This window comes from Streptomyces sp. NPDC091972, from assembly GCF_044756385.1.
In the GTDB taxonomy this organism is placed as follows: Bacteria; Actinomycetota; Actinomycetes; order Streptomycetales; family Streptomycetaceae; genus Streptomyces.
This window is the reverse complement of sequence record NZ_JBIVSV010000002.1, coordinates 129,055-149,804: the sequence shown is the minus strand read 5'-3', so window position 1 is coordinate 149,804 and position 20,750 is coordinate 129,055. Positions and strand designations below refer to the sequence as shown.

Annotated in this window: 17 protein-coding genes; 8 read left to right on the top strand and 9 right to left on the bottom strand. The window is 72.9% G+C overall.

The annotated features are described in order from the left end of the window. Positions 1 to 255 precede the first annotated feature (255 nt). From ACIQJT_RS05980 to ACIQJT_RS05965, 4 genes are all read left to right on the top strand, one after another. Complete coding sequence (locus tag ACIQJT_RS05980) at positions 256 to 783, top strand: hypothetical protein (RefSeq protein WP_402640262.1); 528 nt, start codon at positions 256 to 258, stop codon at positions 781 to 783. Between the two features lie 80 nt (positions 784 to 863). Then, positions 864 to 2,405, top strand: coding sequence for an FG-GAP-like repeat-containing protein (locus ACIQJT_RS05975; RefSeq protein ID WP_402640260.1), 1,542 nt, complete (start codon positions 864 to 866; stop codon positions 2,403 to 2,405). 179 nt (positions 2,406 to 2,584) lie between these two features. Further along, on the top strand, positions 2,585 to 3,130 hold the full coding sequence (locus tag ACIQJT_RS05970; RefSeq protein ID WP_365450697.1) for a SigE family RNA polymerase sigma factor: 546 nt from the start codon (positions 2,585 to 2,587) through the stop codon (positions 3,128 to 3,130). Then, complete coding sequence (locus tag ACIQJT_RS05965; RefSeq protein WP_402640258.1) at positions 3,127 to 3,816, top strand: SecDF P1 head subdomain-containing protein; 690 nt, start codon at positions 3,127 to 3,129, stop codon at positions 3,814 to 3,816. The genes ACIQJT_RS05970 and ACIQJT_RS05965 overlap by 4 nt, the downstream gene beginning before the upstream one ends. 64 nt (positions 3,817 to 3,880) lie before the next feature. Here ACIQJT_RS05965 and ACIQJT_RS05960 read toward each other — a convergent pair whose 3' ends face one another. Together ACIQJT_RS05960 and ACIQJT_RS05955 are read right to left on the bottom strand one after the other, a co-directional pair. Then, a complete protein-coding gene (locus ACIQJT_RS05960) occupies positions 3,881 to 4,417 on the bottom strand; it encodes a hypothetical protein (RefSeq protein ID WP_402640256.1) in 537 nt (178 codons plus the stop codon). Between the two features lie 443 nt (positions 4,418 to 4,860). Continuing rightward, positions 4,861 to 5,532 (bottom strand): ANTAR domain-containing response regulator, encoded by a 672-nt coding sequence (locus ACIQJT_RS05955; RefSeq protein WP_402640254.1) that lies wholly within the window; start codon positions 5,530 to 5,532, stop codon positions 4,861 to 4,863. A 320-nt stretch (positions 5,533 to 5,852) separates the two neighbouring features. Between ACIQJT_RS05955 and ACIQJT_RS05950 the strand changes: the two genes are divergently transcribed. Both ACIQJT_RS05950 and ACIQJT_RS05945 read left to right on the top strand, forming a co-directional pair. Next, positions 5,853 to 6,794 carry an anti-sigma factor RsbA family regulatory protein gene (locus ACIQJT_RS05950; protein WP_402640252.1) on the top strand — a complete coding sequence of 314 codons (942 nt, stop codon included), beginning with the start codon at positions 5,853 to 5,855 and terminating at the stop codon, positions 6,792 to 6,794. A 186-nt stretch (positions 6,795 to 6,980) separates the two neighbouring features. Next, a complete protein-coding gene (locus ACIQJT_RS05945; protein ID WP_402640250.1) occupies positions 6,981 to 7,859 on the top strand; it encodes an alpha/beta fold hydrolase in 879 nt (292 codons plus the stop codon). 87 nt (positions 7,860 to 7,946) lie between these two features. Here ACIQJT_RS05945 and fxsT read toward each other — a convergent pair whose 3' ends face one another. From fxsT to ACIQJT_RS05920, 5 genes are all read right to left on the bottom strand, one after another. Further along, positions 7,947 to 11,867, bottom strand: coding sequence for an FxSxx-COOH system tetratricopeptide repeat protein (gene fxsT / locus ACIQJT_RS05940; protein ID WP_402640248.1), 3,921 nt, complete (start codon positions 11,865 to 11,867; stop codon positions 7,947 to 7,949). Further along, positions 11,864 to 13,189, bottom strand: coding sequence for a TIR-like protein FxsC (locus tag ACIQJT_RS05935; protein WP_402640246.1), 1,326 nt, complete (start codon positions 13,187 to 13,189; stop codon positions 11,864 to 11,866). Before ACIQJT_RS05935 ends, fxsT begins: the two co-directional genes overlap by 4 nt. An 86-nt stretch (positions 13,190 to 13,275) precedes the next feature. Then, entirely contained in the window at positions 13,276 to 13,989 is a 714-nt protein-coding gene (locus tag ACIQJT_RS05930) for an AAC(3) family N-acetyltransferase (protein WP_402640244.1), read from the bottom strand. 299 nt (positions 13,990 to 14,288) lie between these two features. Further along, positions 14,289 to 16,478: a radical SAM/SPASM protein FxsBH, inactivated beta-hydroxylase extension form gene (gene fxsBH / locus ACIQJT_RS05925; RefSeq protein WP_402640242.1), complete on the bottom strand. Its 2,190-nt coding sequence runs from the start codon at positions 16,476 to 16,478 to the stop codon at positions 14,289 to 14,291. A 153-nt stretch (positions 16,479 to 16,631) separates the two neighbouring features. Beyond that, positions 16,632 to 16,796 (bottom strand): hypothetical protein, encoded by a 165-nt coding sequence (locus ACIQJT_RS05920; protein ID WP_159044409.1) that lies wholly within the window; start codon positions 16,794 to 16,796, stop codon positions 16,632 to 16,634. Positions 16,797 to 16,999: 203 nt separating this feature from the next. Here ACIQJT_RS05920 and ACIQJT_RS05915 point away from each other — a divergent pair, with 203 nt between their 5' ends. Then, a complete protein-coding gene (locus ACIQJT_RS05915) occupies positions 17,000 to 17,914 on the top strand; it encodes a DUF4231 domain-containing protein (RefSeq protein ID WP_402640239.1) in 915 nt (304 codons plus the stop codon). Between the two features lie 165 nt (positions 17,915 to 18,079). On the opposite strand, the gene ACIQJT_RS05910 is transcribed toward ACIQJT_RS05915, so the two are convergent. Continuing rightward, entirely contained in the window at positions 18,080 to 18,577 is a 498-nt protein-coding gene (locus ACIQJT_RS05910; protein WP_402640237.1) for a hypothetical protein, read from the bottom strand. 401 nt (positions 18,578 to 18,978) lie between these two features. On the opposite strand from ACIQJT_RS05910, the gene ACIQJT_RS05905 reads away from it, so the two are divergent. After that, entirely contained in the window at positions 18,979 to 19,608 is a 630-nt protein-coding gene (locus ACIQJT_RS05905) for a ScbR family autoregulator-binding transcription factor (protein WP_365450720.1), read from the top strand. A 43-nt stretch (positions 19,609 to 19,651) separates the two neighbouring features. Here ACIQJT_RS05905 and ACIQJT_RS05900 read toward each other — a convergent pair whose 3' ends face one another. After that, positions 19,652 to 20,689 (bottom strand): rod shape-determining protein, encoded by a 1,038-nt coding sequence (locus tag ACIQJT_RS05900; protein ID WP_365450722.1) that lies wholly within the window; start codon positions 20,687 to 20,689, stop codon positions 19,652 to 19,654. Positions 20,690 to 20,750 lie beyond the last annotated feature (61 nt).

Sequence of the window (20,750 nt, the reverse complement as noted above, 5' to 3'; positions counted from 1 at the left end):
CGGAATGTCGCTTTATGTGCGGTTCTCGGCACTCGACCTGGAAGTCGCTTCATGTTGGTATGGCAAAGCGGATGACGATTACCGAGACGGGGGACCTCTCGCTTCGAGGGGTAAGGGGGCTGCTTTCCAGGGGAGTTGGGGCATACCCGGCGGAGCGATGTCGATATCGCATCCCGTGCGCCCGAATTCGACCCCGGTGACGCCCATCCGGCCGTCGGCGATGAACTTGGGGATGCAATGAAGAAAAACGGCAGAATGTCCGCGCGGTCGCAGCGCGGGCGGCTCGCGGTGCGCGCACTGGGTGCGGCCGCAGTCGGCGCCCTGGCGTGGATCACGGCGACCACGGGCATTCCCGGCGGGTCCTCGCAGGAGGCGAACCCCACCGCGCTGGTCGCGGGGGAGACCCCCGGCTACGCGGTGGAGGACTTCGGCTACCCGCTGGCGGACAAGATCCTGGCCGAGAAGAAGATCCTCCTCAAGCGCGGCGACGGGCACATCACCCTGGCCGACTGCGCGAGCGGGACCGGTCTGCTGGAGATCATGGCCCGCGACAAGGCGGACAAGATCTGCTTCAAGGTGGTGGGCAGCTCCGGCTGGCTGACCCTGGAGATCCCCGCGGTCTACGCGATCAAGGGCAACGACTACACGACCGCGGTCGACATGACCGTGGGCACCGAGGAGAAGTCGTTCGACGTCCTCAAGAACTCCTGGACGCCGGTCGGTGAGGCCGCGGACCCGGAGGGCCGCGACCACATGCTCGTCGAGATCAGGTCCACCAAGTAACCCAGGTCGATCCCGACATGCCCACCGCCCCGCGGTCCGGCGCCCACCGGGCGCGCGGCCCTCGTGACTAGGAACCCACGTTGACGTACCTCTCCAGAAGCCTCCGTCTCACCGTGTCGGCCGCCGCGCTGGTCGCGGCCCCCTTCGCGCTGGGCTCACCCACCGCCACCGCGCTCAACGGCACCGACGCCCCGGCGCAGTTGACCTACGTGGCGAAGATCAACGTCGGTGAGCAGAGCGCCTGCACCGGCACCCTCGTCGACCCGCAGTGGGTCCTGACCGCGGCCAGCTGCTTCACCACGGACGGCAGACCCGCCGAGGGTAAGCCCGCCGTCGCCACCACCGTCACCGTCGGCCGCACCGACCTGAGCCAGACCGGCGGCAGCGTCCTGCCGGCCATCCGGCTCGTGCCCCACGCCGACCGGGACCTGGTGCTCGTCAAGCTCGCCGCGAAGATCACCGACCCCGGCATCACGCCCGTCCGGCTGGCGACGACGCCCGCCGCCGCGGGCGAGGAGCTGGTGAAGGCCGGGTTCGGACGCACGAAGACCGAGTGGGTGCCCGACAAGCTGCACACCGGCACCTTCACTGTCGCCGCCACCGCGGCCACGACGGTGGACCTGAACGGCTCCGACACCGCGACCGTCTGCAAGGGCGACGCCGGCGGCCCCGCCCTGCGCACCGTCAACGGCACCACCGAACTCGTCGCCGTCAACTCCCGTTCCTGGCAGGGCGGATGCCTCGGCATCGACCCCACCGAGACCCGCACAGGCGCCGTCGACACCCGCGTCGACGACATCGGCGCCTGGGTCTCCCACGCCCTCTCCCGCGACCCCGACGACGTCACCGGCGACGGCAAGGCCGACCTCGTGGCCATCAAGGACGACGGCATCCTGTGGGTCTACCCCGGCACCGGGAACGCGACGGGCAGCACCTTCGGCACCCGCTTCCAGGCCGGTACCGGTTGGGGCAGCCAGAACGCCGTCACCGTCGGGGACCTCAACAACGACGGCCTCGGCGACCTCCTGTCCCGCCAGGCCTCGGACGGCACGCTGTGGGTCTACCCGGGCACCGGGAAGACCGGCATGGAGACCTTCGCCACCCGCTACCAGGTCGGCCGGAGCTGGCAGACCCAGGACGTCACCCGCACCGGGGACTTCAACACCGACGGGCTCACCGACGTACTGACCCGGCAGGCTTCCGACGGCACGCTGTGGGTCTACCCGGGCACCGGGAAGACCGGCATGGAGACCCTCGGCACCCGCTACCAGGTCGGCACCGGGTGGAAGAGCATGGACTTCATCACCACCGGCGACCTCGACAACGACGGGCGCCCCGACGTGCTGTCCCGTCAGGCGTCCGACGGCACGCTGTGGGTCTACCCCGGCACCGGACGGGTGAGCGGCGCCTTCGGTGCCCGCTATCAGGTCGGCCGGAGCTGGCAGACCCAGAACGCCCTGCGCACCGGGGACTACAACGGTGACGGGCGCACCGACGTGCTGTCCCGTCAGGCCTCCGACAACACGCTGTGGGTCTACCCCGGCACCGGGAAGACCGGCATGGACACCCTCGGCATCCGCTACCAGGCGGGCACCGGCTGGGGACCGTACCGCATCCTCTGAACCGGCCGCCGGCCCTCCCGAGCGGGCCCGGGGCCACGGCGCAGGCGTCCGACGCCCGCGTCGTGGCCCCGCGGCCGTGGAAGGGCCGGAGCGGCGGCCCGCCCGAGAGAAAGTCCGGCCGGCAGGGCAGTCGAACCGCCCTCCCCACCCGTCTTTACGGGGGAACGAGGGAGGGCGCATTGAACGCCGACGAGGAACGCCAGTTCCGCGAGTTCGTGGCGGCGCGGTCGAGATCGCTGCTGCACACGGCCTACCTGCTGACCGGGGACTGGGAGCAGGGCCGGGACCTGCTCCAGACCGCGCTCGCCGCCACCGCCCGGCGCTGGTCGAGGCTGCGCGACCGGGAGCAGCCGGAGATCTATGTGCGCCGGGCGCTCTACCACGCCCAGGTGGACCGCTTCCGCCTGCTCAGCTGGGGACGGGAGACGGTCACCGACACCCTGCCGGACCGGCCGTCCGCGCAGGCCGCCGACTGGGCCGACACCGTGGCCCAGCGGCAGGACATCATGGCAGCGCTGCGGCGGCTGCCCAAGCGCCAGCGGGCGGTGATCGTGCTGCGCTACTTCGAGGACCGGCCGGACGCCGAGATCGCCGCGATCCTGGGTGTCGCCCAGGGGACCGTCCGCAGCCAGACCCACAAGGCCCTCGCCTCCCTCCGCACCGCTCTGGCCGGGGCGGGACCGTCGGGCGCCTCCTCCACCGTCTCCGGAAGGGGCGTCGCATGAACGACTCGACCGCACACCCGCTGCACGACGCCCTGCACGCCCACGTCCGGGAGAGCGGCGGCGACGCCGGTGCCCGTCTGGCCGGTCTGGCCGACGACGCGTTGCGGATCGCCCGGCGGCGACAGCGGCTGGCCCGCGCCGGGATCGGCCTCGTCGCCGCGGCCGCGGTCGCCACCGCCTGGGCGGCCGTCGCGGACGGGACGTCCTCCCCCGCACAGGTGCTGCCCGGGGGCGGGGACGGCACCGGGAAGGCGGCCCTGGTCTCCCTGCTGCCGGTCACCTCCGCCGACCAGAGGCCGTGCGCCCCCGGCAGCGGCGGCTGGACCGTGCACGCGAGCGCCGACCATCCCACGTACTGCGTCCGGGTCGACCGGACCACGGGCATGACCGGCGTGGAGGTCGCCTCCGCCAAGGCCGTGAAGAGCGACACCGACGGCACCTGGCTGGTCGAGGTGAGCCTCGACGAGGCCGACCGGAAGAGCTTCGCCGCCCTCACCGGCTCGCTCGCGACGGCTCCGGTCCCGCGCAACGGGTTCGCCATCGTCGTCGACGGCAAGCTCTGGGGCACCCCCTACGTGAGCGCCGCGGTCACCGGCGGCCGCCTCGAGATCGTCGGACCCTTCTACGGCGACCTCACCCGCGACACCGCGCAGGACCTCGCCCACCGGCTCGACCCCGGCAGGTGACTCCCGGGGATCAGCCGCCGCCGGATCCCGTCGCCCGGGCCGTGCGGACGTCGGCCGACCGGGCTCACCCCTCGGGCAGCTCCGCGCGCAGGGTGTCGCGCAGCCGGCGCAGGTCGTCCGCGGGGCGGCCCAGACCGTTGAGGCCCAGCCGGGCCGCCTCGGTGCGGGCGACGGGACGGTCGGCGAAGGCCAGGTTCATCGAGGCACGCAGCATCCACAGGTCGTAGGCGAGCAGCCGGGCCGCGCGGGCCTGCGCCGCCAGCAGGTCCGGGTCGGTGGTCCCGAGGTCCTGCAACCGGGCGCGCAGCCGGTGCAGTCCGATGCTCTGCAACCCGCAGTCCCGTGCCGTCCCGCGCGGCACCGGGCCGGGCTCGCCGCACGCGGCCACCGCCTCGTCGGCCGGCCCCTGCGCGGCCACGGCCTCGTCCAGCACCGCGAGGAGCGCCCGCAGTTGGTCCGGCCGCGACGGGCGGACGGGGACCGGGCGGCGGTGACGGGGGCGGGGGCGGGGGCGCACCAGGGGGCGCAGGAAGGACGGTACGGCCGCGAGCCACCGTGCGGCTCGGGGCGCGGGCGCGTCCGGAGCTGTGCCTGTGCGCATGGCCCCTCCTGACGATGCGTGTGCCCGGCCCCCGCGAACCCGCCCACGGGAGCGCGGGGGACCGGCTTCCGGCGGCCGCGTCCCTCCAGTGTGCGCCTCGCGCGCGGGGCGGTGTTCCTGCGCGTCCTGCCGGCCAAGGCTTGATCGGGCGTTCTCGGGGGTAGTTCTCCTCCCCCGGGAGTAGCGGGAGGTGGTGCGGTCGTCCCGGGGAGGCAGGACAGGTGCCTCCATGGGCACGATGTGCGGGCGGGACTCGGGGACGAGGCTGGTCCGTGTCGGGGAACAGCAGCCAAGGCCCGAGGAGGGCGCCATGAACCGCCAGATCCGCGTTCGCGTGAGCCGCCGGCCCTCGTCCTCCCGTGACACCCGGCCGCCCGAGATCGACCGCAGGACCCCGTCGGGGCGGCTGCTGCCGTACTGACCCGGGTCCGCCCGGCCGCCGGTCAGTTCAGACAGCGGTCGATCGCCGTCCGCAGCGCCCGGCGCAGCTCGGGCGACGGCACCGGGCCACCGCCCCCGGCACCGGCCGCGACCACCGCGGCGACCGTGCGCAGCTTGGTGTTGGAGAGCTGGGAGGCCTCCCGCAGCACGTCCCACGCCTGGTCAGGGGAGCAGGCGTGGGTGGCCATCAGGACCCCGCGCGCCTGGTCGATGACCGGGCGGCTGGCGATCGCCCGCCGGAGCTGCTCGACCTCCGTGCGCAGCTTGTCGAGCTGCTGGGTGCGCTCCAGGACCACGACGGAGGGCACGGTCTCCCGGCGCGTCCCGGGGCCGTGCAGCGGATCGTCGGGATCCAGACCGGCCGTCTCCAGGACCCGGCGCGGCTGTTCGGTCCAGCCGGTCGCCGACACCCGTGCGCGACGGCGGCGGGCCCAGGTGTCGAGGACCTCCAGGAACTGCAGTCCCGCCGTGTCCATGAAGGCCACGCCGGACATGTCCAGGTCCACCCGGTGGACGCCGTCCGGCAGTCGGGCCAGACTCCTGGCCAGGGTGTCCGCACAGCCGTGCACCAGATCGCCGCGGGGCCGGAGCACGGCCCCGTCCCCGTCCACGCCGCCGTCGACGGTCAGGGTGTTCAGCCGCCCCGCGAGTGATGTGTGCGTCGCTGACCTCATGTCCGCCTCGCTGCTCCCCACAGTCGTCACGACGTTGAGTCACCGATAGCCGCCGGATCCCGCTCCGGGCATGGCTGTGCGGATCCGCCGGTGCTGGGATGCGCCTGCCCGGCCCGTGGGGGAGTACACCAGGGCCGCCGGGGCGTGACGGGCGCACTCCGGGGGTAGACGCGGTCTGGTCCAAGTGGCGACAGGAGACGTTCCAAAAAGGGAGACGTATCGGAAGGGCCTGAGTCGGGTCGGCAGTGGGGAGTCGCAGTGAGGATCCGGTACCGGGCGGCACATCGCCGCCCTCCGGCGCGCGGACAGGCGGTGACGCCGTGAACATCGCCGCCGCCGGGACCACGGATCCGTTCGTGCATCCCGCGCTCTTCTACCGCGACGAGCGGGAGTACCTCGCCGGAGTGGTGCCGTTCGTGCACAAGGCGCTCGCGGCCGGCGAACCGGTGGCCGTGGCCGTGCCCACCGAGAACCTGCGGCTGCTGAAGGCGGAGCTCGGCGCCGAGAAGGCCGTGCGCTTCCTCGACATGCGGGAGGCCGGACGCAACCCCGGCCGGATCATCCCGGGGGTGCTGCGCGCCTTCGCCGACGCCCAGCCGCCGGACACCCGGGTGCGGATCGTCGGCGAACCGGTCTGGGCCGGCCGCTCGCCCGTCGAGTACCCCGCCTGCGTCCAGCACGAGGCGCTGATCAACACCGCCTTCCGGGGCCGCGCCGTCACCGTCCTGTGCCCCTACGACACCGGACGCCTCGACCCGCAGGCCGTCGACGACGCCTACGCCACCCACCCCGTGGTCGTCGACGCCGGTTCCGGACGCGAGGAGCCAAGCCGACGGTACGACGCCGAGGGCGTGCACGCCCGCTGCAACGCCCCGCTGCCCCCGGCAGCGGACGCGGTCGCCCACGCCTTCTTCGCCGATGTGCTCGGCGACGTCCGGCACTTTGCGTCCGACGCGGCCGAGCGGTTCGGGCTCGTGCGGTCCCGGCTCGACGACCTGGCGCTGGCCGTCGCCGAGCTGACCACCAACAGCGTGGTGCACGGCGGCGGTTCGGGGCTGCTGCGGGTGTGGGCCGAGGACGGGTACGTGGTGTGCGAGGTCCGCGACCGGGGGCACCTCGCGGACCCGCTGGCCGGCCGCCGCCCGCCGGCCCGGGACCAGCTGGGCGGCCGCGGCCTGCTGATGGTCAACCTCGTCGCCGACCTCGTACGGGTGCACACCGGGCCGGACGGCACGACGGTCCGCTGCTGGTTCGCCCTCTGAGGGCCGCGCGCCCCGGCCGCCGGTTCCCGAGGCCCGGGCGGACCTCGCCGCGATGGCCGAACTGCGCCGGTCCGCCCCGCCCCGGTCCCCCTTTGACCTGCGCATTCGTTTCGCCGTACGCCCGCGTGGGCAAGGTTCGGGCAGCGTGGCCCGGTCAAGGCCTCGGGTGTGGGGGGGAGCGCGGCGGTGCCCGACCATGTGCGCACGGCGGACGGACGACGGTTACGGGTGGAGGTCTCGGGGGATCCGCACGGACGCCCCGTGTTCCTCCTGCACGGCATGCCGGGCAGCCGGGTGGGACCCAAACCCCGCTCGATGTTCCTCCACCAGCGCGGCGCCCGCCTCATCAGCTACGACCGCCCCGGGTACGGCGGTTCGGACCGGATGCCGCGCCGCCGGGTGGCGGACGTGGCCCAGGACGTCGCCGAAGTCGCCGACGCCCTCGGACTGGACCGGTTCGCGGTGGCCGGCCGGTCCGCCGGCGCCCCGCACGCCCTGGCCTGCGCCGCGCTGCTGCCCGACCGGGTCACCAGGGCGGCGGCGATGGTGGGCTGGGCGCCGCGCGACGCCGAGGGCCTGGACTGGTACGCCGGAATGGCGCCGTCCAACGTCGCCGCCCTGAGCACGGCCGCCTCCGACCCCGAGCGGTTCGCCGCCGGGATCATCCCGCGCTCCGCCGCCATCCGCAGCAACCCGGCGCGGCTGCTGGAGGAACTGCGCGAGGACCTCACCGCCGACGACCGGCTGATCGTCTCGGACAACACCATCCGCTCGATGCTGCTGCGCAACTACCGCGAGGCGCTGCGTACTTCACCGTACGGCTGGATCGACGACGCGCTCGCCCTCACCGCCTCCTGGGGTTTCGACCCGGCCCGGATCAAGGTGCCGGTGCTGCTGTGGCACGGCAAGGACGACGTGTTCTCCCCGGCCTCGCACGCCTCGTGGCTCGCCGACCGCATCCCCCGCGCCACGGCCGTCCTGGAACCCACCTCGGCCCACTTCGCCGCGCTGCGCGCCCTGCCCGCCGTACTGGACTGGCTGCTCACCGACGCCCGCGCGAACTGACGGGCGGGCGTGCGGATTCACTACGAGGCGGAGTGTCCGCGTCTGCCCGTGCGGGCACCCCGACGGGCGGCGCCGCCCAGCCCCCGCTCACACCGACAGGGGCTCCAGATCCCGGTAGATCCGCCGTTCCCGGCCGGCCAGGAGGGTGATGCCGTTGTCCTCGCCGAGCAGCAGGCGCAGTTCCGCCATCGCCTCCTCCCGCAGGGCCCGGGCCTCGCTCTCCCGGCCCAGGGCGCGCACGGTGAGCCCCAGGTTGGTGACCACGGCGAGCGTCTCGGGGTGGTGGCCGCCGAGGGTCCCGCGCAGCACCGGCAGCGCGGCCTCGTCCCGTTCCCGCGCCTCCTCGTAACGGCCCTGGTCGTAGAGGACGTTGGCGTAGTTCACGCTGCAGAACACGGCGTGCGGATGGTGCTCGCCCAGCACCTCCGCCATGCGGGGCAGCACCTTCAGGAACACCGCCTCCGCCTCGTCCAGGTCCCCGCAGCCCCAGTGGAAGATCCCCAGGTTGTTCAGGGCCGCCTGGGTGTACGGGTGGGCCTCGCCCGGCACCTTCATGTACTCGGCGAGCACGTCCCTGGCCACCTCGCGGGCCCGGTCCCGTTCGTCGGCCGCGAACAGGTCGGCCGCCAGGTTCAGTTCGCAGGCCAGCGAGTCGGGGGTCGGGGCCGCGTACTGGTCCTTGTACCGCTTGCGGGTCGCCTCGGTCAGCCGCCGGGCGTCCTCCAGCTGCCCGTTGCGGCGCAGCGACACCGCCAGGGACTTGGCGCAGCGCAGCGTGCCGGGGAACTCCACGGTCAGGATCCGTTTGTGGGCCGCGTACGTGCGCGACAGGATCGACACGGACTCCGCGTACCGGCCGACCTCCCGCAGGTCCCGGCCGAGGCGTTCGGCCGAGGCCAGCGTGTACGGGTGGTCGGGACCGAGGACGGCCATGCGCCGGTCGAGGGTGTCCTGGTCGATGCCGCGGGCCTCGCCGTAGTTGCCCACCATCCGCAGCGCGAGGGCGAGGTTGTTGGCCGCGCTGAGGGTGCGCCGGTGCGACTCGTGGAAGATCTCGCTGAAGCCGGTGTGCGCCTCCTTGGCCAGCTCGACGGCCTTGGTGTACTCGCCGAGGGCGGCCAGGTCGCTGGAGAGCGCGGACATGGTGGCGTACGTGTGCGGGTGCTGCTCGCCCAGTTCCCGGCGCTGCCGCTCCAGCAGGTCCTCCCCTATCTCCCGGGCCTCCACGTAACGCCCTTGCGAGCGCAGCACGTTGGCGAGGTGGAAGCGCAGGTAGAGGTAGTAGACGTCGTCCTCCCCGAGCACCGGCCTCCAGTGCTGGAGCAGGTCCTCCGCGAGGCGCCGCGCGGCGAGGAAGTCACCGCGCTTCCACTGGTAGCGGACCCGGTCGATGAGCAGCCGGCGGGTGTCGGCCTCACGGCAGTTGCGGGCGTCGGAGGCGGCCAGGTGCGGCCAGATGACGGCGAAGCGGGGCCAGGTGGTCGGGTCGTCGATGGGTTCGTCGCCGTCGGGCCGGGCGCCCGCCAGGACGGTGTGCACGACGTGCCGGGCCTCCCGCTGCTTCTCCTCGGGCATCTGGGAGCGGATCACGGCCTGCACCAGCCGGTGCACCTGGAGGCTGTTGGTCTTCTGGTCGACCTTGGCGAGCGCGAACCGGCCGATCTCCCGGATGACCCGGCCGAGCAGCAGACTCTCCTGGAGGGAGGGGTCGTACGGCTTGAGTGCCGTGATCATCTCCTTGCTGTACAGCAACTGCTGGGAGATCGGCTCGGGGGCGAGGAAGGCGCACAGCTGGAGCAGCCGTACCGCCGCCGGTGAGCGTTTCTCCAGCTGCTCGATGGAGACGTTCCAGGTCGCCGCGACGGTGCGCGGGTAGTCGGGCGGCTGGTTGAGGTCCAGGACCTCGGTGGTCTGCCGGGCCAGTTGCCGCAGGTAGTCCTCGATCGGGGTGGCGGTCTCGGCCAGCCAGGCCGCCGCCTGCTCGACCGCCAGCGGCAGGTCGCCGACGGCCTCCGCCACCCGGTCGGCGTCCTCGGCCGTCAGTCCGCCCTCGGTGCGCCGGGTCAGGTGCTCGATGCTCTCCTTGCGCTCGAAGACGTCGATCTGCTGGGAGGCGCCGTGCTGCGACCAGGCCTGGTTGCGGGAGGTGACGAGGATGTGGCCGCCGTCCCCGGTGGGGAAGTAGCGGGCCAGCTCCGCGGGGTCGCCGGCGTTGTCGAAGACCAGGATCCAGCGTTTGGTCGGCAGGCCCCGGGACAGCCGCTGCACGGCTTCCTGGCTGGCCTTCGTCATGTCCTCCTCGGTGCCCGTGGCGCCTATCAGCGGGGCGAGTTCGGCGAGCGAGGCGACCACGTCGTCGACGTGCTCGGCGGACATCCACCACACCAGGTCGTAGTCGGCCATGAACCGGTGCACGTACTCGATGGCCAGCTGGGTCTTGCCCACCCCGCCCAGCCCGAACAGCGCCTGCGGCTGCGGCGGCCCGGACAGCTCGCCGAGCTGGGTGCGGATCCGGTCCATGATCGGGGCCCGGCCGGTGAAGGTCGTGTTGCGCTGGGGCGCGTTCCAGATGCCCGGGGTGATGCCGGGGAAGCGGGGGGCCGTCGGGCTGCTCTCCGCCTGCTGCAACGGCAGTTCCAGGGCACGCTGGAGCGCGGCCACGCACTCCGTCTCGTCGAGCCGGTGCAGGTCGGTGCAAGGTTCCGGGAGCGGGACCTCCTCGACGCGCAGCGGCACCACCGAGCCCCGCGCGCCGTCCGCAGGCCGCTCACCGATGGCCCGCCACACGGAGTCGGCGTACCGGGACTCCTGGAAGGTCTTCGACAGCAGCACCACGGTGTGGGCGGTGCTCTCCGCCGGCTCGACCGGGCCGGTGGAGATCTCGTGCAGGGTGACCTCGCAGCCCGCCCGCTTCAGCAGGTACTCGACCCAGTCGGCCCACATCCGCTTCTCCGCCGCGTACGCGACCACGACGTCGGCCACACTGGTCAGCGGCCGGCGCCTGAGGTAGGCGTCCCGGCAGCGCAGCCGGACCGGTTCGGGGATCTGCGGCAGCGAGGTGACCTCGCGGTCGGAGATGACGGCGGTGAGCCGCTCGAACGCGGACAGCAGCGAGTTGGCGATGCCGCTCTCGTCCCCGACGGTGGCGAGCGTCTCCTCGTAAGCGTAGTAGGGGCGGTACGGGATCTCGACGTTGCCCCAGTAGGCGCTGAGCTCCTCCTGGCTCAGCGGCCGGCCGTCCGCTCCCTTGGGCAGCCCCTCGAACCGCATCCGGGCCAGCGCGCGGCCCGCGTCGACCTTCTCCTTCTCGCCCTCGTCGATGCGCATCGGCACCGGCAGCACCCGTATCCGGCGCGGCCGGTAGCCCTCCTCGACACTGCGGGCGACGACCGCGGCGCCCTCCAGCGCCTGGTCGCTCAGCGTGAAGCAGTCCACCAGGACGTCCGGCATCTCCATGGTGCAGATGTCGGCGTTGTCCGACAGGCCGGTGCGGCTGTCGATCAGGACGTAGTCGTACGTCGCCTTCATGCTGGCCCGCAGGGCCCTGAGGAAGGTGCCGCCGCCGAGGCGTTCGTAGAAGTTGTCCCACTCGAACGAGGTGACCGCCGCCGAGTAGGCCCGGTCCTGGCGGCCCGCGGACAGGAAGTCCAGGGAGCCGCCCTCGGGGAAGTGCAGGTCGAAGCGTTCGGGGCGGATGGAGACGGCGTGCTGCTCGACCTGGGCGTAGGACAGGTGCCAGTCGTCGGGGCGCTGGGTCCCGGTGGTCGCGGCCCAGGCGTAGTCCTGGATGATGTTGATGACGCCCGGGGTCGCGGACAGCGCCTTGGGGTCGAGGAACGGGTGGAAGAAGCGGTGCAGGCCCGGCGCCTCCAGGTCCCAGTCGACGGCGAGCACCCGTTTGCCGTTGGCGGCCAGGATCCAGGCGGTGTTGGCCAGCGCCATGGTGCGTCCCGTGCCGCCTTTGTACGAATAGAACGTGATCACTCGTCCGTCGCGCGGGCCCGTCATGCTTCTCCTCCGTGGTCGGGTCCGCCTTCGGGGTACGGCGGCCGGATGGGGCCCAGCAGACGGGGCCTGGGCACGTGCGGACCCGGCGGCGGATGGGCCTCCGCGTGTTTCAGGTACTGCCGGGTGGTGTGCGCCACGACGGCGGGCAGCACGTCGGTGAACGCCTTGAGGGTGGGGACCCCGTTGACCGCGGTACGGCAGTCGGTGCGCCTGCCGCGTTCCAGCAGCAGGGGCAGGGTGCGCTCGAACTCCATGGTCAGGCGCTGCCCCTCGTCGCTGTGGCACTGGAGGTCGGCGCGGTTCCAGGGGACGACCGCGCTCACCCACGGCTGGGCCTGCGCGTCGAACGCCTTGAGCCTGCGCCGTCGTTCCTCGTCCGTCAGCGTCCACCGGTCGACGAGCAGGATGCGCGGGCGGCCCGTCTTGCCGCCCTCCTCGCCGGCGGAGAGCGGGCCCTCGGTGTCCTCGTCGTCGAAGGAGGAGACCGTGGGCCGGTAGTCCAGCGAGCGGATCAGCTCCTCCGCCAGGGCGGGCAGCGGGCGGGTCGACTCGGAGTGGTACGGGTTCCAGTCCAGCGGGTCCTCGCCGTACGGGCGCGGGTCCCGGTCCTCGGGCACGCTGTCGAGGGTGGGCGCGGCCACCGTCAGGTGGATGTGCCGGGGTTCCTCGCCGCGCGGCCGGAACGCGCTCGGGGTGGACTCGTAGTCGCGCAGCCGGCCGGGTGGCAGCGGTGACTCCTCGGCGACCTGGACGATGCGCTGGGCGAGGGTGAGGACGGTCTCCTCGTACTCGTCGCGCAGCCGGCTGAGCTTGATGAGCCCGTAGAAGCCGTTGGTGGCGTAACGGTCGCCGAAGGTCGTGCGGTCCAGGTGGATGTGGCGTATGGAGTCGGGCAGTTGCTGGAAGTCGACGCGCGTCCACAGGGCCGGGACGATCGCGGACACCTCGCGTCCGCCGGCGGCCTTGGCGTGCAGGAGGCGCTCGTTGAACGCGTACAGCTCCCGGCCGCACATCTCGCTGGTGAAGTAGCGCGGTGACAGCAGCGGCACGAAGACGCGGCAGCGGGCGAGGTTCTCGCTGAGCTTGCGCGGCCAGCCGACCCCGGAGCCCATCTCCCGGTCTATGAAGCCGACTTCGGCCCCGGCGGGCAGGTCGGTCAGGGCCATGATGTGGTTGCACAGGTCGCGGTAGAGCTGGTGCACCCAGTGGTCGGGGTCGCCGCCGCCCGATCCCCACGGCGGGGTGTGGGCGTAGCTGAGGAAGAAATAGGGCTGCCCCTCGGCCGGGGCCTGCCCCCACTCCCCGTCAGGTGTGTCCAACACGCCCCCCTGCGCGTCGGTGACCCCGTAGCCGGAGCCACCTGGAACCGGAAGAACAATGTGCCCGACCGGAAGGCCTGACGGATCGCTTATTTCACGTCATTCCGGAGACGAGATCTGGACAGTTGATCGCGTACGTCGTCGACGGCGGCCCGCATTCCGAACAGCGTGACCGGTCTTCCGGACCATTTCCGCCGCGTGAGGAGTTCATCCGGAAGCCGCGCGCCGGCCTCCGCGAAGTCACCGTCGTCCAAGGTCAGATCCTCGTAGGTGACCCAGTTCCCCTTGTCGCCCAGAACGCAGCGGTACTGCCGCAGGGGCGGTCGCGGGGTCATGCGGTACTCGGCGAGGTGGAAGGCGCTGCACACCTCGAACCCCACTCGTAGCAACAGCACTTGGGCATCCGCGTCGTACAGCTTGGCGAGGGGTGAACGCTCGCCGAGGTGGCAGTGCGGGTCGTGCCCGGCGAGCAACTCGCCCGCCCTGGCGCCGAGCGCGGCCAGCGAGGTCTGCGGGTGGGCGCTGCGCACGGCTCCCGGAGTGGTCCGTACGCACTCGGCCAGCGCGCCCATCGACGGGCAGGGCGTGGCGTCCGGCTCGAAGGGGAGCATCGACGCGCGGAACTCCGCGGCCTCCGCGGCGCTCAGGTGCGCGACGAGGGCCCGGTGGGCGCGGGAGCTGTCCGAGTTCTCGGGCGTGAAGGCGGGTACGACGAGGGTGCCGCGCGGACCGAGCGCGTCGAGCAGCGCGTCCCGGACCCGGGTGGGGGAGAGGCCGGTGCCGCTCAGGGAGGCGTGGACCATGAGAGGGGCGTCGGGGCGGATCGGTAACTCGGCCAGGAGGGCGTCCAGTTGGCGGCCACTGGTCGGATCGGCGGGAGAGGAGCCCGGACGCCCGAGGTGCCGGCCGGCAGACCGTGAGCCGGGGTGCCCGGTGTCGGGTGCGGAAGGACGGGTGCCGGGGCGGCTGGTCTCCAGGCGGGGCGCTGACGGGCCTGGGTGGCCGGCGCTCGCATCGGTTGGCGATCCGCCGCAGCGGTCGGCGGGTTGGCGGGGCGGCTCGTCGGCCGAGGGGGGCGCGCCCCCCTGGGTGACCGTCTCCGTCACGGTTGCCCCGCGATCGTCGTCCACTCCGCGCGCAGTTCCGCGGCCAGCACCTCGCCGCTCTCGGTGAGATCGCGGTCGGGCAGTTCGCCCAGCGCGGCCAGGGCGCGGCCGGCCCGGGCCAGGGACCGGCGGCCCTCCGGGGTTTCCTGGCCCCAGTAGGCCACGTCACCCAGTCCCTCGACCGCCTCTGTGAGCAGTCGACCCGCCTGGTTGCCCGGCACGTGCAGATCGGTCGTCGCGCGCAGGGCGGCCAGCCGGGCCCGGCGCCCGAGCCGCGGCAACTCCCGTACGAACGCGTCTGGTTCGAAGTCGACGGCGACCCCGAGCCCGCCCAGGCCGTCGACGGCGAGCCGCACCCCGGCCCCGGCGACGAGCGGGGTGACGGCGTCCACGCGCAGGGCGTTGCGGTCGTCGTCCGCCCCGGGGTCCTGCTCCGCCCTCAGCTCGTAGGCCGTCCGCAACCGCTCGCGGAACGCGGCCAGTTCGTCCGGGTCCAGCGGGCCGGTGACGGGAGCCGGGTAGACCGCACGGCGCGGGTCCGCGTCGTCGATGAGCAGCGGCTCGGCGGCGGCCACCTTCAGCACCGTCAACGGCCTCCAGGTGTCGTTGGGTTGGTCGCCGACGGTGAGACGCGTCCCGTCCTCGGTACGGACGTCGAGACCCCGTGTGCTCACCTCGGCCGCCACCCGCCCCGGCGCGGGCAGGGTCAGGGTGCCGAGGGTCGGCAGGTGCAGCTCCCGGTCCGGCTGTTCCCAGGCGAGCCGCAGCGGGGCGTGCGCGTGGACGGCCGCCGCCACGGCGACCCGGGCGAAGCGGGCCGCGGTGACGTGGGCGGCCTCGGCGTGCCGCAGGGCGGCCCGCAGGTAGGGGTGGGACAGCACCCGGTTGAGGTGTTCCGCGCCGGTCCGGTCCGCGTCCAGCCTGAGCAGGGCCAGCCAGGTCGCGTCCCAGTCGGGGTGCCCGGCCAGCCGCTCGTTGGCGTAGGCGAGGAGGGTGCGGTCCAGCTCCTGCCGGGCGAACCGCAGGGCCTCGGGGTCGAGGACGGCGGGCGAGAGGGAGCGGTCGGTGATCCGCTCGGCGATCCCGTCGACGAGAGCGCGGAGATCGGCGCAGAACACCGACGGGTTGTCGAACTCGCGTTCGCTGCTGTAGCGGTGGGCGTAGAGGCCGCCGCCGCAGGACTCCACCACCGGGCACGCACGGCAGGTCTCCGAGAGCCCGAGCAGACCGCGCTGCCGGGCCTGGACGCCGGGATGCCGGGCCACTTGCTCGAACGTGTGGTGGTCGACGTGGTATCCCGTGGCGGGCGCGCCGTCGTAGGCCGTCTTGAGCGAGTCCACCTGCTCGAAGGAGCCGTCCGTCTCCACGACGGCCAGGTCCGAGGGGGCCAGTCCCATGGCCTCGGTCAGGCTGGGCCCGCCGCGCAGGGTGCTGAGCACCGAGTCGAAGGTCCGCACCCGTACCTTGCGCCCCTGCTCCGTCCAGCGGTCGAACACGGCGAGCAGCCAGTCGGCGTACGGCGTCGCCGACCCGGAGGTACCGCGCGGCGGCGGGGTGTCCCAGGTGGAGTGCGGCAGCAGGTAGTCGATGCGGGGCGGCGCGAGGGCCGACAGGGTGTCGTGCACGACGACGGGGTCGTTCGCCACGTCCACCGTGCAGAGCAGTCCGCCGAACAGGTGCCGGTACTCCTCGGTGCGCAGCAGGTCGATCGCGCGCAGCACGCGCTGGTAGCTGCTCCGGTACCTGCGGTCGAGCCGGTGCCGGTCGTTGGCGGCCCGGTCGCCGTCCAGCGAGACGCTCACCAGGACGCCGTACTCCCGGAAGACGTCCAGGTGGCGGCGGCTGAGCTGCATGCCGTTGGTGTGGATCTTCAGCTCCAGCTCGGCGACGCCTTCGAGAGCGGAGCTGAACTCGGCGCAGATGGAGCGGAGTCGGGCGGGACCGGCCAGCAGGGGCTCGCCGCCGTGCAGGATGACGGTCACGGAGGAGAGACCGTGGTCGCGCGCGTACGCGGCGAACCGGGCCGCCGTCCGACGGACCGTGTCCTCGCCGATCACGATCGGGCGGGTCTTCCAGCTCTTGTCCGCGTGCTCGTACACATAGCAGTGGTCGCACGCCAGATCGCACCGACTGTGGATCTTCAGGACGAGTTGCTGAAGTGGGTGGTCCCCCGTGGAAACGGTCACTTAGCACACGCTACCGCGCCGCGTCACCCCCGCACGCCAACTATCGGCCAATTGGGATACCGCACAGGTGTGTTGTGGCATCCGGGCGTGTCCGGCGCACCGACCGCGCACGTCGTCGTGGACGGCGCGCGCGGTCGCGGCCGGACGTCCGTCCTACAGCGCCGAGTCGAACGTCGTCGGACGCCTTCCCGGACCACCCGTGACCCGGTCAGCGGCCTTCGTCGTGGCGGTGGAGCCGATCGCACCCAGCGGGGTGTGCTGACCGTGGGGAGCGGAACCGGCGGCCGTCGCGCGTTCCGTGACCGTCTGAGCCTTCATCTGTCTGATGTCTCCTTCCGTGGGGACCGGCGTGTCCCCGGCCCAAAAGACCTGAGGCCCGGTGTCGGAAATCGAACCATGAGACAGAGACAACCCGGTTTTAGGCGGACGATACCCCAGCCGAAGGGCTCCGGAGCATGGCTAGGGGGCGCGTACGCGCCCATACTCGGATGTCCCAGCGAGCCTGTTGTCGGGGGTGGGCCATGAGGGTCGGTGTTCCGGGGCCGGGTGTCACATGGAACGACGACGACCTCCCCCCGCTCTTCCGCGTTAACGATCAACTCGCGATCACCCATCAGAGTGAATCCTTCCGTGCCGTCCGCGCCCAGTTGATCGTCCTGCTGGCAGCTACCACCTCGGCCATGCTGGCCGAACGCCTGGACAGTCACGTCCCCGCGTTCCTGGCCGCGCTGCTGTACGCCCTGACCATCGGCATCGGTCTGCGCACCACGCGTCGGCGGGCCCGCGCACGCTGGCAGGCCCATCGTGCCGTCGCCGAGATGCTCAAGTCCCTGGCGTGGCAGTACATGGTGCACGGCGGTGTCTTCCACTCCCGAGTGGCCAACGCGGACGCGCTGTTCGCGGAACGGGTCGAGGAGCGGCTCCGGGAGATGCGCAAGGTGGGCTGGGAGGACTCCAGGAACGGCGTCCACACCCGCGGCGAGGGCCAGATCACGCCGGTGATGCGGCAGATGCGGGCGAAGCCCTTCCCGGTGCGGCGGGACGTCTATCTGCGTGAGCGATTACTGGAGCAGCACGCCTGGTACCGGCGGCGTGCCGCGCAGGCCCACCGCGCCTCCGTGCGGTGGTCGTCGGTGACCGCCGTGCTGACCCTGCTGGCCCTGCTCGCCGCCGTGCTCCGGGCGGCCGGGATGCTCGGCGGCTGGGACCTGACCGGGGTGTTCAGCGCGTCCGCGGCGGCCGGCGTGGCCTGGCAGGAGGTGCGCAGGCACCGGCCGCTGACCTACGCCCATTCGCTGGTCGAGCAGGATCTGGAGACCCTGCGGGTGGAGATGAGCACGACGGTGACCGAGGACCGGTGGGCCCGCGCGGTGGCGGAGGCGGAACGGCTGGTGTCGCCGCAGCACTCGGACTGGCTCGGTCGGTTCGGCGGTTGACGGGAGCTCAGGCCGGCTGACGCCAGGGTGACGGTCGTTCAGACTGCCTAGCGGCCGACGTGATTGTCGCTCAGGCCGCTGTGCCACCCGGTGGCTGTCGCTCATGCCGCTGTGCCATCACGGTGACGGTGGCTCAGACCTCCGTATCGCCCCGGGTGTCGGCGCTCACGGCTCGCGGTGGACGTCCGGCTCCCACAGAACGGTGACCGGGACCTGCGTCCTGCGCGCGTAGGCCACGACGTCGGCGGTGCCCCCGAGCCCCCGGGCCGGGCGCCCGTCCCACACGGCGACCAGGCGGTCGCAGTGGTCGACGATCCAGCGGCCCGCCGCGAAGTACGCCTCCTCGTGCGTCGGTTCGGGCGGCAGCTCGACCCGGTTCGCGCAGGCGCCCAGGATCCTGCGGTACCCGGCGCGGGCCGCGTCGTCGTCGAGGTGGGCCTCGTAGTCCATGCCCGGGATCACCGCCGTCACCGGAACGCCGCTGTCCAGGGCGATGTCCGCGAAGAGCTGGTCGGCGCCGGCCGCGAGACAGGAGAGGGCCTCCAGGGCGCCGCCGAGCTGTCTGCGCATCTCCGCCCGCACGCCCGGCAGGACCGGGCCCGGGATGCTGCGGTGTCCCGTCACGCCGATCCGGGTGACGGAGGTGAGAGCCGGTGCGGTCACGGAGGAGGAGGTTCCGGCCTGTCGGGTCGTCGCGGTTCCGCTCGTCACGAGAGAGCCTCCCACAGCCGTCGGATACTCCACCGTAGCGCCCGTCGGCGGGGAGCACACAGGGGCGCACCCGCTCACACCGGTCTCGCCGGACGGTGGCCGCCCGGCCCGACCGCGCCCGACCGCGCGTGGTTCACGGCTCGCGGTGCCGGGAGTCGGAGCGTGCGACCCCCTCCCCGCCCGGCGGGCGCGCCGACGACCCTCCACCCGGTCCTGACCGCCGTCCGAACCCCCGTGGCCGGCGCGGTGTTTCCCTGAGGGGCCGGGAAAAGTACCAGTCGGTTGGTTTCTTCGTTGATCGGGAAGGCAGACTGATCGCGAGGGCTCGTCGTGACACGGTCAGGGGTGGGCGCATGGTCAGGCAGGAACGCGCGGAGGCCACCCGGTCGGCCATCCTCGACGGAGCGGCCCGCGCCTTCGAGGCCGAGGGGTACCACGGGACGTCGCTCGGGGACATCCTCAAGGAGGCCGGGGTGACGAAGGGCGCGCTCTACTTCCACTTCGGCTCCAAGGAGGAGCTGGCCCAGGCCCTCGTCGACGAGCAGCTCTCCGCCCTGGAGTCGGTCACGGACCCGGGGAGACCGGGGATGCAGACCGTCATCGACATCGTGCACGCCATGGCCCGGCGACTGGTCGAGGACGTCCGGGTGCGGGCGGGCATCCGGCTGGTCGTCGACCGGAGCTCCAAGGCGGGCCCGGTCAGCGAGCCGTACACCCGGTGGATCGAGCTCTTCCGGGAGTGCCTCGTCCGGGCCCAGCAGCGCGGGGACGTCAAGGCCGACCTCGACCCCGGACGGGTGGCCCGGCTGATCGTCGGCTCCTGGACCGGACTGCAGCTCAGCTCCCAGGTCCTCAGCGGGCGGGCCGACCTGACCGAGGAGACCACCCTCATGTGGGAGATGCTGCTGCCGAGCATCGTGCCGCCGCGGCGGCTGGAGCGGTTCCACCCCGAGGGAGGGGCCCGGGTGCCCGAGATGGTCTGACGCGGGCCTCACCGCCGCCGCCCCCGGCGAGACGAGCTGTCCCTCAGGTGGCCAGCGGGTTCAGTGACAGCGGCTCGATCTTGCCCTCCAGCATGTGCCCCAGTCCCTGTACGGCGCACACGTCGGGCCGTTCGGCGATGTGCACCGGCATCCCGGTGGCCTGCCGCAGCATCTGGTCGAGCCCGGGGAGCAGGGCGGAGCCGCCGACCATCATGATCCCGCGGTCGGCGAGGTCGGCCACGAGGTCGGGCGGGCAGTTGCGCAGCACCCGGCCAATGCCGTCGAGCACGGCGGTCAGCGGGGTCTCGATCGCGTCCCGCACGGCGGCGGTGTCGACCCGCACGGAACGGGCGAGGCCGGTGGCGACGTCCCGTCCGTGGATCTCGGTGGAGGCGGGGCCCTGCGGGGTGAGGCCGTTGCCGGAGAGGGCGAGCTGGAGCGGCCGTACGGACTGGCTGGGCAGCATCAGCTCGTGCTCGTGACGCAGGTGCTGCACGATCGCGTGGTCGACGGCCTCGCCGCCGACCGGGATGCGCTCGGCGGTCACGATCGACCCGAGGGAGAGCACGGCGACCTGGGTGGCGGCCGCCCCGCACACCATGATCATGGTGGCCTCGGCCCGCTCGACGGGCAGTCCGCAGCCCACGGCGGCGGCGATGAGGGTGTCCACGAGCTCCACGCGCCGTGCCCCGAGTCCGACGAGGGTCTCGATGGCGGCGCGGCGGGCCAGCGGGTCGGCGTCGTGCGGGGTGCAGGCGGCGGCCCGCAGCCGGGGCTTGCGGCGCAGGTTGCGGCGGATCCTGTCGCCGAGCAGATGGCGCAGCATGCGCTGGGCCATCTCGATGTCGACGACGGTGCCGCCGGAGACGGGCCGGACGACGCGGATGTAGTCGGGGGTGCGGCCCGTCATCTTCTCGGCGAACTCGCCGACCGCGATCAGCGCGCCGGTACGGGTGTTCACGGCGGCGGCCGACGGCTGGTCGACGACGAGCCCGGCCCCCTTCACGTAGACCCGCGTCCGCGCCGCGCCCAGGTCGACGGCGAAGTGGCAGCGGCGCAGCTGCTCCAGACTGGCGGTCATGGCAGGTCCTCCCGAGAACACAGACCGTGGGGCCGCGCCGGGTGGCGGGGCTTAGTGGCAT

Bases quoted from the DNA above. Each gene is read 5' to 3' on its own strand.
- ACIQJT_RS05980 (WP_402640262.1), top strand. From the start codon at position 256: ATGTCCGCGCGGTCGCAGCGCGGGCGGCTCGCGGTGCGCGCACTGGGT.
- ACIQJT_RS05965 (WP_402640258.1), top strand. From the start codon at position 3,127: ATGAACGACTCGACCGCACACCCGCTGCACGACGCCCTGCACGCCCAC.
- ACIQJT_RS05960 (WP_402640256.1), bottom strand. From the start codon at position 4,417: ATGCGCACAGGCACAGCTCCGGACGCGCCCGCGCCCCGAGCCGCACGG.
- ACIQJT_RS05955 (WP_402640254.1), bottom strand. From the start codon at position 5,532: ATGAGGTCAGCGACGCACACATCACTCGCGGGGCGGCTGAACACCCTG.
- fxsT (WP_402640248.1), bottom strand. From the start codon at position 11,867: ATGACGGGCCCGCGCGACGGACGAGTGATCACGTTCTATTCGTACAAA.
- ACIQJT_RS05930 (WP_402640244.1), bottom strand. From the start codon at position 13,989: ATGGTCCACGCCTCCCTGAGCGGCACCGGCCTCTCCCCCACCCGGGTC.
- ACIQJT_RS05920 (WP_159044409.1), bottom strand. From the start codon at position 16,796: ATGAAGGCTCAGACGGTCACGGAACGCGCGACGGCCGCCGGTTCCGCT.
- ACIQJT_RS05915 (WP_402640239.1), top strand. From the start codon at position 17,000: ATGAGGGTCGGTGTTCCGGGGCCGGGTGTCACATGGAACGACGACGAC.
- ACIQJT_RS05905 (WP_365450720.1), top strand. From the start codon at position 18,979: ATGGTCAGGCAGGAACGCGCGGAGGCCACCCGGTCGGCCATCCTCGAC.
- ACIQJT_RS05900 (WP_365450722.1), bottom strand. From the start codon at position 20,689: ATGACCGCCAGTCTGGAGCAGCTGCGCCGCTGCCACTTCGCCGTCGAC.